11 protein-coding genes are annotated in these 16,841 nt (G+C 45.0%); 9 read left to right on the plus strand and 2 right to left on the minus strand.

Features of this window, described 5'->3' with window-relative positions:
• A complete protein-coding gene (locus DWZ03_RS17300) occupies positions 1–717 on the minus strand; it encodes a MotA/TolQ/ExbB proton channel family protein (protein ID WP_005833356.1) in 717 nt (238 codons plus the stop codon).
• Complete coding sequence (locus DWZ03_RS17305) at positions 717–1,430, minus strand: pyridoxine 5'-phosphate synthase (protein WP_005829949.1); 714 nt, start codon at positions 1,428–1,430, stop codon at positions 717–719. The genes DWZ03_RS17300 and DWZ03_RS17305 overlap by 1 nt, the downstream gene beginning before the upstream one ends.
• A 104-nt stretch (positions 1,431–1,534) precedes the next feature.
• Here DWZ03_RS17305 and DWZ03_RS17310 point away from each other — a divergent pair, with 104 nt between their 5' ends.
• The 9 genes from DWZ03_RS17310 (at position 1,535) to DWZ03_RS17350 (ending at position 16,839) form a co-directional block, all read left to right on the plus strand.
• Positions 1,535–2,404, plus strand: a complete 870-nt coding sequence (locus tag DWZ03_RS17310) for an NAD kinase (RefSeq protein WP_009037868.1) — start codon at positions 1,535–1,537, stop codon at positions 2,402–2,404.
• 439 nt (positions 2,405–2,843) lie between these two features.
• Complete coding sequence (locus tag DWZ03_RS17315) at positions 2,844–3,425, plus strand: RNA polymerase sigma factor (RefSeq protein WP_005829818.1); 582 nt, start codon at positions 2,844–2,846, stop codon at positions 3,423–3,425.
• Positions 3,426–3,478: 53 nt separating this feature from the next.
• On the plus strand, positions 3,479–4,483 hold the full coding sequence (locus DWZ03_RS17320; RefSeq protein WP_120130451.1) for a FecR family protein: 1,005 nt from the start codon (positions 3,479–3,481) through the stop codon (positions 4,481–4,483).
• Positions 4,484–4,697: 214 nt separating this feature from the next.
• Positions 4,698–6,860, plus strand: a complete 2,163-nt coding sequence (locus DWZ03_RS17325; protein WP_120130452.1) for an FAD-dependent oxidoreductase — start codon at positions 4,698–4,700, stop codon at positions 6,858–6,860.
• Positions 6,861–6,907: 47 nt separating this feature from the next.
• Entirely contained in the window at positions 6,908–8,971 is a 2,064-nt protein-coding gene (locus DWZ03_RS17330) for an alpha-galactosidase (RefSeq protein ID WP_120130453.1), read from the plus strand.
• Positions 8,972–8,984: 13 nt separating this feature from the next.
• Positions 8,985–10,277, plus strand: a complete 1,293-nt coding sequence (locus DWZ03_RS17335; RefSeq protein ID WP_005833368.1) for an acetylxylan esterase — start codon at positions 8,985–8,987, stop codon at positions 10,275–10,277.
• 14 nt (positions 10,278–10,291) lie between these two features.
• Positions 10,292–12,286: a glycoside hydrolase family 97 protein gene (locus tag DWZ03_RS17340; protein WP_120130454.1), complete on the plus strand. Its 1,995-nt coding sequence runs from the start codon at positions 10,292–10,294 to the stop codon at positions 12,284–12,286.
• A gap of 39 nt (positions 12,287–12,325) precedes the next feature.
• Positions 12,326–14,122: a glycoside hydrolase family 2 protein gene (locus tag DWZ03_RS17345; protein ID WP_120130455.1), complete on the plus strand. Its 1,797-nt coding sequence runs from the start codon at positions 12,326–12,328 to the stop codon at positions 14,120–14,122.
• A complete protein-coding gene (locus tag DWZ03_RS17350; protein WP_120130456.1) occupies positions 14,119–16,839 on the plus strand; it encodes a sugar-binding domain-containing protein in 2,721 nt (906 codons plus the stop codon). The genes DWZ03_RS17345 and DWZ03_RS17350 overlap by 4 nt, the downstream gene beginning before the upstream one ends.
• Positions 16,840–16,841 lie beyond the last annotated feature (2 nt).

Below are 16,841 nucleotides of genomic sequence, written 5' to 3' on the forward strand. Positions count from 1 at the left end.
TCATTTCGCCGGTTCGTTCAACAAATCCATGAATGCCATTGTCTTGGCTTCCATCTTGTTGACCACGCCATCTATCAATGTCACCAGGTAATTGTAGGCAAACATAGCTATGATACCGACTATCAAACCGCCCACCGTAGTAATCATCGCCTCATAAATACCACCGGAAAGCAACGTTATATCAATATTATTTCCGGCATTTGCCATTTGCCAAAATGCACGTACCATACCCGTCACCGTGCCAAGGAAGCCTAGCATAGGAGCGCCACCGGAAATCGTGGCCATAATCGTCATTCCCTTCTCCAGTTTGGCAACCTCAATATTACCCACATTCTCGATGGCAGCCTGCACATCGTTCACCGGGCGTCCCAAACGGCTGATACCCTTTTCAATCATACGGGCCGAGGGAGTATCCACACTGCGACAATAAGCAATGGCAGCTTTCAATTCCCCACCCAAAATATAATCCTTTATTTTATCCATGAACTGAGGGTCTTCTTTCCCCGCCTTCCGGATAACATAATTACGTTCAAACAAGATGTAGAAACAAAGTACGGACATCAAACCCAAGACAATCATAATCCAGCCACCTTTGATGGCCATGCTCCATAAATTCATTTCGTCGGAAGCGTTTACTTGTGTCAGTACCGGATTGGCACCTGCAATAGAGTCAGTCAGTGCCGGAGCCACTTGGGCCAATAACAACATTACATTCATCAGCGAAGACAGTTTTTATATTCCTTGACCGTACGCTCCAATCCCAGATACAACGCGTCACTAATCAGCGCATGCCCGATGGATACCTCGTCCAGCCACGGAATGTTTTGATAAAAATAATTCAGATTCACCAGACTCAGATCATGTCCGGCATTCAGCCCCAGACCTAAGCTGCGGGCCACCTTGGCAGCCTCGACAAAAGGAGCTACAGCCGCTTCCCGTCCTTTGGGATAAGCCGTAGCATAAGGTTCCGTATATAGCTCCACGCGGTCGGCACCGGCTTTGGCAGCATATTCTATCATTTCGGCATCGGTGGAAACAAATACGGAAGTACGGATACCAGCATTGTTGAACTCATCCAACACTTCGTTCAAGAAGTCAAAATGGGTCTTGGTATCCCAGCCTGCGTTTGAAGTCAGCTGTGTAGGGCTGTCGGGCACCAAAGTTACCTGATGCGGTTTCACCTTCAAGACCAAATCCATAAATTCGGGTGCAGGATAACCCTCGATATTGAACTCTGTCCGCAGCAACGGCCGCAAATCATATACATCCTTACGGCGGATATGCCTCTCGTCAGGACGGGGATGCACCGTAATGCCATCAGCACCAAAGTCTTCACAATCCAGCGCTACCTTCACAACATTCGGGACATCACCTCCACGGGCATTGCGCAGCGTTGCCACCTTATTTATATTAACGCTTAATCTAGTCATAATTCGGTTTATAGTTTGGGACAAAAGTACAAATAATAGTTATATATTGGCAGCATTCTGAGAAAAAAATAGCATCTTTGCACTTCAATCCAACAGAATTGATTATGAAATTTGCCATATTCGGAAATACCTACCAAGCAAAGAAATCCTCGCATGCAGAAAACCTCTTCCGGTTGCTCGGACAGCATAATGCACAGCTCTGCATCTGCCGGGAATTCCATCACTTCCTGACTACCGATTTACATTTAAACATACCTGACGCCGAATTGTTTGACGGAGATGATTTCTGTGCCGACATGGTTATCAGCATCGGTGGCGACGGCACTTTCCTGAAAGCAGCCAGCCGTGTAGGAAAGAAGAATATCCCCATATTGGGCATCAATACCGGCCGGCTGGGTTTCCTTGCCGACATCTCACCGGAAGAGATGGAAGAGACCTTCGATGAAATCTACAACAACCACTATAAGGTGGAAGAGCGTAGTGTACTGCAACTGAGGTGCGACGATGAACGCTTGATGCAATCCCCTTACGCCCTCAATGAGATAGCCGTATTGAAGCGGGACAGTTCGTCCATGATCAGTATCCACGCCGCCATCAATGGCGCTCCGTTGACCACTTATCAAGCTGACGGCCTAGTTATCTCCACACCTACCGGTTCCACCGCCTACTCACTCAGCGTCGGCGGTCCGGTCATTGTGCCCCACAGTAAAACCATTGCCATCACCCCGGTGGCTCCACACAGCCTCAACGTCCGTCCCATCGTCATTTGTGACGACTGGGAAATTACACTTGATGTGGAAAGCCGCAGCCACAACTTCTTGGTTGCCATCGACGGCCGTAGCGAGTCCTGCAAAGAAACGACCCAGTTGCACATCTCACGTGCCGACTATAGCATAAAGGTAGTGAAACGGTTCAACCATATTTTCTTTGATACCCTTCGCAATAAACTAATGTGGGGGGCGGACATCAGATAAGCCTATATCACTTCATTCACTCCAGCAGGATAACTTATTTACCTCAGTGGGGAACTCCATTTACCCCAGGATGTAACTACCTTTACCCCGATATGTAACGGCCTTTACCCCGGTGTGTAAAGAGTCTTTCCCCGGCATGTAACGTCTTTTACATAAGGATGTAACAACGCTGTAAATGTAATGTATTGACAATAAGCCCCTAAACCCATCCATCAGTTTACCACTTCTTATACTGCAAATGACTATTTCTGCCATCCTCCTTCATCGTGGAATATAGAATTAAATAATAATCACACAAAGTATATTTTCAGCAAAAAACTTTTAAATAAATAATAAAAACACCACCTTTGTAGTTCATTCTTTCAGAGTCTATGTGGAATAGTACTTTACTATACAAAGACACTACCATTCAGAATGCGTAAATGTAAGATGAATCAATATGCAGAAAGAAAATGATACTTTATTGGTAGCCAAGTTGAGAGAAGGCAATAAATTTGCCTTTGAAGCATTGTACGAAAAATACAGTGCCAGGCTGTACAACACCATCGTCCTTCTCGTATATGACAAATCATTAGCCAAAGACATCACCCAAAGCAGCTTCATGACGATATGGGAAAAACGCAGTAATCTGGATACCGAGAAAAGTTTTCCGGCATATCTATGCACCATCGCACGCAACATGGTATACAAAGAAACCGAACGAAGATTATTACACAACAAATTTGTAGAAAACAAGCTGAAAACAGAAGCAGAGGCTATCGAGGAAGATACGATGGATATGGACGTCTCCATCATTGAAAAACAGATAGAGCAACTTCTGCAAAGCCTGCCAGAAGTTTCACGGGAAGTCTTTCAGCTGAAAAGAGCAGGAAAACTGTCCAACAAGGAAATCGCCTCACAGCTAGATTTGACGGAACGTGCCGTAGAGGCTCATTTCTACCGTACTATGAAACTACTGAAAGAAGAATTACGCAAATTCATCATGCTTTTCCTCTCCTTCTACTTTCTAAATAATTGTTAAAGCACGAAAATCCGTGAGTGTTTTGGCAGGCATACAGATATATACTACAGAACATGGATAAAAAAGACAGTCATATTGAACTTTTGGATCGTTTCTTTCGAGGACTGACCAGCCCTGAAGAAGATGTACAGTTGAAATCATGGATTAAGCAACCGGATTTTCAACAGAAATTTTCCGCATACTATCAGCAATGCTGGGCACTGGCTCCGGACACGATGGACAAAGCCGTACAAAATGAAATGTTCACCGAACTTTTAAGCCAGATAGACGCAAGTTCCACCACGGAAACGAAGGTCCTGAAAACAAGGAACCGTTTCCTGCGTCAGATTGGGCGCTATGCTGCAGTTGCCTGCATCATATTGGCAGTGGGAAGCGGAGCCTATTATGCAGGAGTCAAACGACCGGCCGATGACGCCAATACAGAAGTCACCATGTCCGTATCCAACGGGCAGAAGGCCGACATCATTTTGGCTGACGGCACAAAGGTCTACATCAATTCCGATTCAAGAATTGTATATGACAACGCTTACAACAAGAAAACACGTATAGTCTCCCTGGAAGGAGAGGCCTATTTTGAAGTTGCAAAGGACAAGGAAAAGCCTTTCATCGTGAAAGCAAATGGCATCAATGTACAAGCTTTAGGTACAAGCTTCAACATACGTGCACATAAAAACGATAAATCAGTAGCTGTAATCCTGATAAGTGGAAAAGTTAAAGTAGACGACGGCAGACACGAGGCATATATGAAGCCAAACGAAAGGCTCGTTTGCAACCTGACCAATGGACAGTTCGAAAAAAGCGAGCTTCATCCTAATGCAAACAACTTACTGTGGAGAAGCAACGAACTGGCACTCTATGGTGAATCCTTTGAGGAAATTTGTACCATGCTTACTCGAATGTATAATTGCAAATTTATATTCAAAAACGAAAAAGCCAAACAATATACTTATCATGGCATCATTAAAAACGGCAGTTTAAACAATGTATTGGAATACATCAGCCAAGCTGGCGGCATTAATTACAAAATAGAATCTGACAATACGATTATAATATATTAGCAGTGTAAAAATAGCCCTTTGTATCAACTAAAAACAAAAAGTATATGGAATAGATTTTATAAGATTTCTACCTCAGACACACGACTTCTGGCAGCGACAATAAAATTTAGACATTCGAGAAATATAGTTTCAATACACTCTAACGGCTTAATTAGGGTCAGTCTTTGTCGTGCCTTTCTTAAAGTAAAAAATAATTAACCTGATATGATAAGACATGAGACAAAATAAAATAATTACGCGATTTTCAATATTACTGGGAGTATTGTTCTTCTGGGGAAATAGCTTTGCCCAAATCAGTTTATCTATAAACAAGCAGACTGTCAAGCAGATTATACCTCAAATTGAAAAGACCAGCGGCTACAATGTATTCTATACCGACAAACTACCCAATCTTGATACCCGAAAAGATTTGCATGTATCCAATGTCTCACTTGAAACCACCCTAAAGAAATTGTTCAAAGGGACAAAAATTGCTTTCGAAATAAAACCCAATAAGCAGGTACTACTATTCCAACAAAGCTACAAGCCCTCAGGCAGTAAGAAACAAATACCCAGCAAATTATTGGTGGAAGCAGAAAACTTTGAAAGAAAGGGAGGTTGGGTAGTAGACCAGCAATTCATGGACCTTATGGGATCCCCCTATCTAATGGCTCATGGTATGGGAGTCCCGGTTGAGGATGCTTCCACTACCATATCTTTTCCCGAGAGCGGTACATATTATGTATATGTACGTACCTATAACTGGACTTCTCCCTGGTATGGCGGCAAAGGACCAGGAAAGTTCACTCTAAAAATCGGTAATAAAAAGCTGCCTATAGTTTTAGGGGATGAAGGCAACCAATGGATGTGGCAACCCGCCGGAAAAATTTCAGTAAAGGCTGGGAATAGTAATCTAACATTAAAAGATTTGACCGGCTTCAATGGCCGTTGCGATGCTATTTATTTTACAACAGAAAAAGAGCAACTACCTCCTAACGAAACTGTACAACTGACAGATTTCCGTAAAAAGATGCTGAATATTCCCGCTGAACTGGAACTATACTCCTATGATGTAATTGTGATTGGCGGTGGTATAGCCGGTATGTGTGCAGCTGCAGCCGCTTCCAGATTGGGATGCAAAGTGGCATTAATCAACGACCGTCCAGTGCTTGGCGGCAACAATAGCTCTGAAGTCAGAGTTCACTTGGGGGGCAATATCGGAGTAGGCCCCAATTCCGGACTGGGACGTATGATAAGAGAATTCGGACATTCTAAAGAAGGAAATGCCAAACCTGCCGCAAACTATGAAGATGAAAAGAAGGAGCTTTTTATCGCCAATGAAAAGAATATCACCCTTTATGCCAACTACCGTGCCATATCTGTAAAGACCGATGGCAACAGAATAGAATCTGTCATCATCAAGCATATAGAGAATGGAAAAGAAGTGGAACTGAAAGCACCATTGTTCTCCGACTGTACCGGAGACGGCACCATCGGGTATCTGGCCGGTGCAGACTACAACATGGGACGCGAATCCCGTACCGAATACGGAGAAGAGCTTGCACCGATTCAACCGGACAAAATGACAATGGGTTCATCTGTACAATGGTACTCTGCAGACAAAGGTAAACCTACCCGTTTCCCTATTTTCTCGTATGGTCTGCAATTCAATGAAAAGAATTGTGAAAAAGTGACGATGGGTGAATGGAAATGGGAAACCGGCATGAACTTCAATCAAATCGACGACTTCGAACGTATACGTGATTATGGCTTAATGGTCATCTATTCTAATTGGAGTTTTCTGAAAAATAAATTAAAGGACAACAAGAAATATAAGAACCGCGCATTGGACTGGGTAGCCTATATTGCCGGAAAACGCGAGTCACGCCGATTGTTGGGCGATTATATTCTAAAGCAAGATGATATAGATAAAAATGTCTATCACGAAGATGCCTCCTTCGTCACAACCTGGAGCATCGACCTGCATTTCCCGGATTCGCTCAATGCATCACACTTTCCTGATGCGCCTTTCAAAGCAGCAACCAAACACATCCATATATATCCTTATGCAGTGCCCTATCGCTGCCTATATTCCAGAAATATCGAGAATCTTTTTATGGCGGGCCGCAATATCAGTGTTACCCATGTGGCACTGGGCACTGTCCGCGTAATGCGTACCACCGGAATGATGGGCGAAGTTGTCGGGATGGCAGCTTCCTTATGTAAAAAGTACAACACCACTCCGAGAGGAGTATATCAGAAACACCTACCGGAATTGAAAGCACTGATGAAAGAGGGAGTAGGAAAAAAAGAAGGGATTCCCGATAATCAGAAGTTCAATGAACAAAAATTATTAAAAAAGCCTCGTATATTTGCCATTGAAAAAAACAAGAAGTAAGAAACACGTTGATACTACAATTTAAGTATTAATAAAACACGCATATCATGAAAAATATTCTAACATTATTATTTGTCCTTTTCGGAGGATATTCGTTACACGCACAAGATACCTGCTACGGCCTTCTGAGAAATGACACTTTAACCATCGGGAACAATTTGGTCGAACGTACCTTTTTGTGGAACGGGGGAAATATCATAACTTACCGCCTGACCGACAAGAGTAATGGAAAATCATGGAAGAACCACAGCCTTACTCCAGATTTCAGAGTAACGAAAGATTTGCCGCAACCATCAAACGGTTCACTCAAAGTAGTTCCCGTAAAAGAGACTAAAATATTTCCCGCTTATCTGAAAGTAGAAGTTTCTTTCAGCCTGGAGAAGCTAGATATAAAACGGGTATATCGTATTTATGATGATTGTCCAGCCATAGCCTGCGACACCTATTTAAGAGGAACAGTAAACAGTATTTTCGGAGGCAGAGAAGTTAGTGCAGCCGACCGGAAGAATATTGAATTCGCCGAAGACATGAAATCTAAAGAAGTAACCGCTGTACTAGACCAGTTCCATTTCCAAGGACAACATTGGCACGCTCGCAGCGTGGAATTTTCCGATGTTACCGACTGGCACAACAACCTGGTTTTCGAGAAAGAGATTATTTCCTACCGCAAACTGGGATATCGCGGCAATCTGCTGTTTGCCTTTAATGGCGAGGACAACTGTGGCATCTTCTTTTTAAAAGAGGCTCCCTGCTCTTCGATACAATTAGCCTATCAAGGAAAGGATTTTCTGACCGATTTCGGGAAGTTTACAGTAACCGGCCTGGGCATTACCGAGAAAGACGTGACTCCCGACCGTTGGACCAAAACATACGGATGCGTATTGGGAATATACGGAGAAGGTGAACTGAGCCGACTACAAGCGCTTCGTTCATATCAGAAGAATATACGTACTTACCGGGCCGACCGCGACGAGATGATTATGATGAACACCTGGGGAGACCGTAGCCAGGACTCAAAAGTAAACGAATCCTTCTGTTTGAAAGAACTGGAACGCGCCGCCCGTCTGGGAATCACCCATTTCCAGATTGATGATGGCTGGCAAATAGGTAAAAGTCCTAATTCAGCTGTAGCCCGCGGTTCATTCAAGAACATTTGGGACAATAAAGACTACTGGAAACCCGATCCGCAAAAGTATCCACGTGGTTTGCATCCCATCGTAAAGCGTGGCAAGGAATTAGGTATTGAAATCGGTCTTTGGTTCAATCCCAGCATACAAAATGATTTTGCCGATTGGCAGAAAGATGCGCAAGCACTCATCAGCCTCTATCGCGAATACGGCATCAAAGTATTCAAGATAGACGGGCTCACCATTCCCAGTAAAGAAGCCGAAACAAACCTGTACCGCTTATTCAACAAAGTGCTGGAAGAGACGGACGAGGAAGTGATTTTCAACCTTGATGCGACAGCCAGCCGCCGCGGAGGCTACCACATGTTCAATGAATATGGAAATATCTTTCTGGAAAACCGTTATACCGACTGGCAGAACTACTATCCTTACTGGACTTTGCGTAACCTCTGGATGCTTTCCAAATATGTTCCGGCAGAAAAGCTGCAAATAGAGTTCTTGAACAAATGGAGAAATACGGATAAATATAAAGGAGAAGTCTTCGCTCCAGAAAACTATTCATTTGAATATCTGTTTGCTACGACTTTAGCAGGACAGCCGCTTGCCTGGATGGAAGGTACCAATCTACCCGAGGAAGCATTTACATTACGAGAACATACAGAAGCCTACAAGAAATTTCAGCATGACATGCATTCCGGCACTATCCTACCCATAGGAGATGAACCATCGGGACGCTCTTGGACCGGCTTCCAGTCTCTAAAGAAAGATAGAGGATACTTGATTGTGTACCGTGAAAATCATCCAGAAGGGACTACAGAAGTCGATACCTGGCTGCCAGAAGGTGTCACAGTAAGATGTATCCCATTGATGGGACACGGCAAAGCGATGACAGCAGTAACCGGAAAGAAAGGAAGGCTGGAAATCTCTCTGCCATCAATCAATGACTATGTTGTCTACAAGTATGAAATTAAAAACAAACGCTAAAATAAAGACTGACATGAAAATCACAAGGAGTATACTCTTAATCGCCTTCTTGATGCTGTTTTACCGAGCCTTCGGACAACCTGCCGAACGGCTGATTCGGATACAGATCACTCCCAATCATACAGACTGGCTATATAAGCCAGGCGAAAAAATAAAATTCAGCATTACGGTACTGAAAAACAACGTACCAATTCCTGACACAGAAATTCGGTACGAGATTTCAGAAGATATGATGAAGCCTCACAAAGAAGGCATATTGCAAGCTGAAAAAGGGACAGCCACGGTGGAAGCCAAAACAATGGAAAAACCTGGCTTTCTCCGTTGCCAAGCCTTTGTTAAATATGGAGGACGTGAATACCAAGGGATAGTAACCGTTGGAATCAATCCAGAAAAATTAAAACCTATCACATCATTGCCCGAAGACTTTCTAAATTTCTGGGAAACAGCAAAACTCCAGGCTCAAAAGACACCAATGGATGTACAAATGACCCTTGTACCCGAACGTTGTACAGAGAAAGTGAATGTATTCCATGTGAATATACAGAATTATGAATCCCATACACGCTTATACGGCATGCTGGCTATGCCTAAAGCAAAAGGTCGATATCCCGCAGTTTTAAAGCTACCAGGTGCAGGAATACGTTCTTATGCCGGAGATGTGGAACATGCTGCCAATGGCTGGATTGTTTTCGAAATAGGAATACACGGTATTCCGGTCAACATGTCAGGACCGGTATATACCAATCTCTATATGGGAGCATTAAAAGGGTACCACACGTTCAATCTGGATAATCGGGATAAATACTATTATAAACGTGTATATCTAGGCTGTGTACGTGCCATTGACTTTATTTATTCCCTACCACAATTCGATGGGAGCAATTTGATAACATTCGGCAGTAGCCAAGGAGGAGGATTGTCCATCGTGACAGCTGGACTTGATTCACGTGTCAAAGGACTGGTAGCCTTTTACCCTGCTCTTTGTGACATGGTCGGCTATATACATAACCGTGCCGGAGGATGGCCACACATGTTTAACAAGCAAGAAAATCAGACTGCAGAAAAGGCAAATACAGCACGTTATTATGACGCAGTTAATTTTGCACGCCAAATAAAAGTTCCCGGATTCTACTCATTCGGATATAATGATATGGTCTGTCCACCCACTACTACCTATTCTGCCTACAATGTAATTCAAGCACCCAAACAAATATTAGTATCCGAAGAAACGGCTCATTATGCCTACCCAGAACAATGGGCAGCCGCATGGAAATGGGTCGCTGATTTCTTTCAACAAAACAAATAAAAACTATAAGAATCATGAGAATACTTTTTTTTATTACAACACTGCTTTTCATCATCCCGAACATGTTCGGACAAAAGGAATATCGTCTGAACTCACCGGACGGCAAGTTGGAGGTTACCTTATATATAGGTGACCGGATCACTTACGAGCTGACGGAAGAAGGGCATACATTGGTAGCCCCCTCTCCCTTATCAGTACATCTGGATAATGGGACAGTCTGGGGTAACGGCTCCCATCTTAAGAGAGTCAGTCATCGCCAGGCAAATGAGGTGATTCCCTCTCCTTTCTACAAACGCAGTGAAGTAAAGGATGTCTATAATGAAATGACGTTAAGTTTCCGGGAACATTTCAACCTCATTTTCAGAATGTACAATGAAGGAATGGCATACCGGTTCGCAGCGACCGGAAACAGACCGTTCAGAGTTACAAACGAAGAAGCCGCCTTCAACTTCAACAAGGACTACAAATCGATTGTCCCTTATGTAAAAGATGGCGATAAACAACCGATAGAGGCCCAGTTCTCCAACTCTTTTGAAAACACCTATACACATATAGAGCTATCCGGACTGCCCCCCCAAAGACTGATGTTTACCCCCGTGGTAATAGAGCAGGAAAACGGCCGTAAACTTTGTATTGCCGAATCCGACGTGGAGAGCTATCCGGGCATGTTCCTCATCAACAGGAACGGGGGAACAGCACTCACTTCCGCTTTTGCCGCCGTCCCCAAAACAAAAAAACAAGGCGGGCATAACCAACTGCAAATATTAGTCACAGAGCGTGAAAACTACATTGCTTCCTGCCAGCCGAAAGCCAAACTGCCCTGGCGCATCATTGTTGTGGCAAGAAATGACAAGGAGCTGGCAGATAACGATATGGTTTATAAGCTGGCTGCTCCATCACGCATGAAAGACATCTCATGGATACGTCCGGGCAAAGTGGCCTGGGAATGGTGGAACCATTGGGGAATCAAAGGCGTGGATTTCGAAGCTGGAATAAACAATGAAACATACATGCACTATATCGACTTCGCCTCCCGGCATGGCATCGAGTATGTGATTCTGGATGAAGGCTGGGCTGTCAACCTCAAGGCTGACCTTTTCCAAATTGTACCGGAAATTGATTTAAAAAAGCTCACGGCCTATGCCAGGCAAAAGAATGTAGGACTCATCCTTTGGGCAGGTTACCATGCCTTTGCCCGCGACATGGAACATGTATGCAAGCACTATTCCGAAATGGGCATCAAAGGATTCAAGATTGACTTTATGGATAGGGATGACCAGGAAATGGTAGACTTCCACTACCGGGCTGCCGAAATTGCCGCTAAATATAAGTTGATGGTAGACTTTCACGGCACGTACAAACCTACCGGGCTGAACCGCACTTATCCCAATGTCATCAACTATGAAGCCGTTCACGGGCTGGAACAGATGAAGTGGAGTGACATCCATACCGACCAGGTAACCTACGATGTCACCATGCCATTCATCCGTATGCTGGCCGGACCGGTGGACTATACACAAGGCGCCATGCACAATGCCAACAAACGGTGTTACCACTCCTCAATGGATACCCCAATGAGCCAGGGAACCCGTTGCCGCCAATTAGCTGAATATGTAGTATTTGAATCACCATTGAACATGTTGTGCGACAGTCCCACCAATTACGACCGTGAAGAAGAATGCACGGAATTCATCGCTGCCATCCCTACCGTCTGGGAACAAACAATAGCCATGAACGGAGAAATTGGAAAATACATCACAATGGCGCGCAGGAAAGGAGATGTCTGGTATGTCGGCTCCCTGACCAATTGGGATGCACGTACTCTGACACTGGACCTTTCTTTCCTCGGTGCAGGCAGATGGAAAGCGGAAATGTTTCATGACGGAGTGAATGCCAACCGCCTGGCTTCCGACTACCAAAAGACCGTCACAGACATTCCTGCATCCCGTAAACTGACCGTCAAAATGGCACAAGGAGGCGGATGCGCATTGAAAATATACAAAGAATAATTCATAGGCTTTTTAAACGTTAACTGATACATACGATTTATGAGAATTAAAAGATTAATGATTACTTGTTTGCTCGCAGTGTCTGTACTGGGAGGCAAGTCACAAGCACAAGACTTATTGTCCAATGTTTACGGACGCGACTACCGGCTACTGAATGGGAAGTGGGGAGCCATTGTAGACCTTTATGACCAAGGGGAAAGGATGCAGGTGTACAAAAATAGAAAACCTCAGGACAACAAGCAATTTTACGAATACTCTTTCGACGGAGGTTTGGTCCTGAATGTACCTTCCGATTTCAATTCACAAATGCCCGAATTGAAATTTTATGAAGGAACAGTATGGTACGGACGCTCTTTCGATACCCCAAAGACTGACGGCAAACGTTTGTTTCTCTATTTCGGTGCGGTAAGTTACCGTAGCAAAATATATCTGAACGGGGAGAAAATAGCCAGTCATGAAGGCGGATTCACTCCCTTCCAGGTGGAAATCACAGATAAGGTAAAGCAAAAGGACAACTTCCTGGTGGTGAAAGTCAACAATACCCGCACCACGGATGCCATCCCTGCCATGTCCTTTGACTGGTGGAATTACGGCGGCATCACGCGCGATGTAATGTTGGTAAGCGTTCCACAAAGCTACATCAAAGACCATTTCATCCAGTTGGACAAGGTACAATCCAACCTGATTCGTGCCAAAGTAACCTTATCCGAAGCAAAGCCTGGCATCAACGTGCAAGTCGCCATCCCCGAATTGGGCATCAGACAGAACATGACTACCGATGCCAACGGAATTGCCCGGGCCACTATCAAAACCAAAAAACTGCAACGTTGGTCACCGGATGCTCCAAAGCTGTATGATGTGACCATCACTTCGGAAAGTGACCGGCTCAACGAGCAAATTGGTTTCCGTAACCTTTATGTAAAAGGCGAAGATATCTATCTGAACGACCGGCCCATCTTCCTGCGCAGTGTCAGCTTCCACGAGGAAATTCCGCAACGCCGCGGGCGTGCCTTCTCAGAAGCGGACGCAACAATGCTGTTGTCCGAAGCCAAAGAGCTGGGTGCCAACATGATTCGTCTGGCACATTATCCACAAAATGAATATACTGTCCGCCTGGCAGAAAGAATGGGATTCCTTTTATGGGAAGAGATACCTATCTGGCAAGGGATTGACTTCAAGAATACCGCTACCCGTGAGAAAGCAGGCAGAATGATTAAAGAGATGGTGATGCGCGACAAAAACCGTTGTTCCGTTGCCTTTTGGGGGATTGCCAATGAAACAGCCACTTCCACCCCGCGCAATGAATTTCTGAAACACATGAAACAATGTTGCCTGGACATCGACTCAACCCGTCTGATTACGGCCGCCTTCGATTTGGTACGCTTCAACCGCGAAAGCCGGAACTTTGAGATGAATGACTCCATTATCAACATCCTGGACATGGTAGCCATCAACAAATATATGGGATGGTATCATGACTGGCCACTGGCTCCGGACCAGGCTGTCTGGAATGTAGCTCCCGGCAAACCTCTTTTCATTTCCGAGTTCGGAGGCGAAGCGCTCTATGGCAAACATGGCGACGCGGAAGTCAAGAGTTCTTGGAGTGAGGATTATCAGGCACAACTCTACAAGGACAATCTGGAAATGTTTAAGCATATCCCCAACCTGCGCGGAACATCGCCGTGGATTCTTTTTGATTTCCGTTCTCCCTTCCGTTTCCATCCACACCAGGGAGGGGAATGGAACCGTAAAGGACTGGTTTCCGACCAGGGACAACGCAAAAAAGCATGGTACATCATGCGTGATTACTATAACCAAAAGAAAACAGAACAATGAAGCACAAAATAAAACACTACATGGCTGCCCTCCTCCTGACCTCTATGGTCTGGAGCGGGCATGCCCAAGAAAAGAATGAAATGGACTTGTCCGGTGAATGGGCATTCCAGACAGATGTCATGGACTTCCGGAGAGGTTCACTGGACGTACGTTACTGCCATCGCCTGCAGGAAAGCATCGTTCTGCCGGGAATTACGGATGACTATAAAATAGGCTACAAATCTCCTTACCGCCACCTGGATAGGCTGACCCGTGTCTACGAATATATGGGCCCCGCATGGTACCAGCGGGAAATAGAGATTCCTGCGGCATGGAAAGGCAAACGCATTTTCCTCTATTTTGAACGTACACACTGGCTCAGTTCGGTATATGTAGGCAAAGAAGAAGTGAGTAAAATAGACTACATCAGTATTCCCCACAACCACGAACTGACCCAATGGCTACATCCAGGCAAAAAAGAACTGATAACTTTCTGCATAGACAACCGCTACCAGTACGATACCCATAAATGGGACCATGCCCACTCCGAATTTACCCAAATAAACTGGAACGGAGTATTGGGCGAAATTAAACTGGTAGCTGTAGACCCGGTCTATGTAGATGACATGCAGGCCTATCCGGACATCAAGAACAAAAGCATCAAAGTCAAAATGACTGTCCGCAACTGTACAGAACATACCGCCAGCGGCAAAATATCCTTCCACGTGACAGGAAAGGACTATAGACTACAAAAGGAAGTACCGGTAACAGTGACCGATTCCATTACTTATATCGAGGAAGAGATGTTTTTGGGTAAGGATATCCATTTGTGGAATGAGTTCCATCCCAATCTTTATACGTTGGACTGTAAGCTGACTTCCAGTGTAGATGGCCAATCCTATGCGCATGAGAAAAGCACAACTTTCGGTATGCGCGAAGTAGAGGCCGGTGAGGACCATATCATCCTTAATGGCGAACCCATACACCTGCGCGGTACCGTTGAAAACGCAGTGTTCCCCAAGACCGGCTACGCTCCCGTGGACGATGCCTCTTGGGAACGTGTACTCCGTATCCTGAAAGAATATGGCATGAACCATATGCGCTTCCACTCCTGGTGTCCTCCTGCCGCTGCGTTCCGTATGGCAGACAAGCTGGGTGTCTATCTGGAGGTGGAAATGCCGATGTGGGGTAAAGATGCCCAACCCGATGAGAAGCGCTGGAATTTCTTCCGTCGCGAGCTGCGGGGTATCTTGAAAGAATATGGGAATCACCCTTCCTTCATTCTCTACTGTAACGGAAACGAAATTACCGGCGATTTCAGTTTCATAGAAGAGCTTACCGCCACGGCCCGCCAGTTGGATAACCGCCGTCTATACAGCGGTTCCACAGCCCGCACACGTGTCAAATCAGACCAGTTCTACATTACCCATCAGACTACCAAAGGACACATGGCCATCTACGAAGGACGCCCTTATACAAACTGGGACAAAAACAAGGAACTGGGAGTAGGCCTGCCCATCATCTCGCATGAATCCGGACAGCGGTGCATCTATCCCAATTTCGAGGAAATGAAGAACTTCACCGGCCCCGTACAAGCGCGTAATTTCGAGATATTCCGTGAACTGCTGGACAAGAACCACATGCTCGACCAGGCACATGACTTCTTCCGTGCTTCTGGAGCCTTGACCGCCATAGAGTACAAGGATGTCATAGAAGCCCAGTTGCGCACTTATCTGAAAGGCGGTTTCCAATTACTGTCTCTGAATGATTTTACCGGACAAGGATATGCACCGGTAGGCATTCTCGATCCTTTCTGGAATACCAAAGGGCTCATCACACCGGAAAAGTGGCGCGAGTTCTGTGCACCGACTGTCGCATTGCTCCGTTTCGACAAACGCGCACTTTACAATGATGAAGTATTTGAAGGAAAAGCGGAAATATACAATTATGGACCTGCCCTATTGAAAAACGCAAAAATCAATTGGAGGATCACCGACAGCAACGGTAAAACCCTTAAGAGCGGAAAACTGAAAACACAAACTGTCGGAAAGAACGGGGTATTTCCACTTGGCAGTTTCAGTTATGCATTGGACAATATCACTGAACCACAGAAGCTGACGGTCCATCTTTCTGTTGCACACGTAAAAAACAGCTGGGATATCTGGGTATATCCCCGTCATAGCAACTTAATGCAGTCCACTAGTGAAGTGCTCTACACCACAGTATTCGATGAAAAAGCAAAACAACACCTTGCCGATGGCAAGAAAGTGGTACTCTGCCCCAAACCTTCCAAAGTAAAAGGTCGTAAATCCGTGTTCCACAATCACTTTTGGAATCCGATAATGTTCAAATGGCCTCCTATGACCATTGGCTGTCTGATTCATGACGACCAGCCTATATTCGAGCATTTCATAACTTCCTACCATACTGACTGGCAGTGGTGGGACATTCTGGAAAATGCCAAGGTTATTGAGATGAAAGATGCTCCGGTAGCACTGCGGCCTTTCATACAAGTAATAGACCATTACGACAATAATGAAAAGCTCGGTATTGGTTTCGAAGCAAAAGTGAAGAAAGGCAGTCTACTGGTACTGGCCGTAGATACCCAGAAAAACATCAACGAACGTCCTGCCACCCAGCAATTGCTGGAAAGCATTGACCGCTACGTAAAGAGTGACAAATTCGCTCCGCAAATTACCGTTGACGAGTCCTACATTGAATCATTCTTAAAGAAATAAAT

The sequence above is a fragment of the Bacteroides sp. AF29-11 genome (assembly GCF_003602895.1).
Classification (GTDB): Bacteria; Bacteroidota; Bacteroidia; order Bacteroidales; family Bacteroidaceae; genus Bacteroides; species Bacteroides uniformis.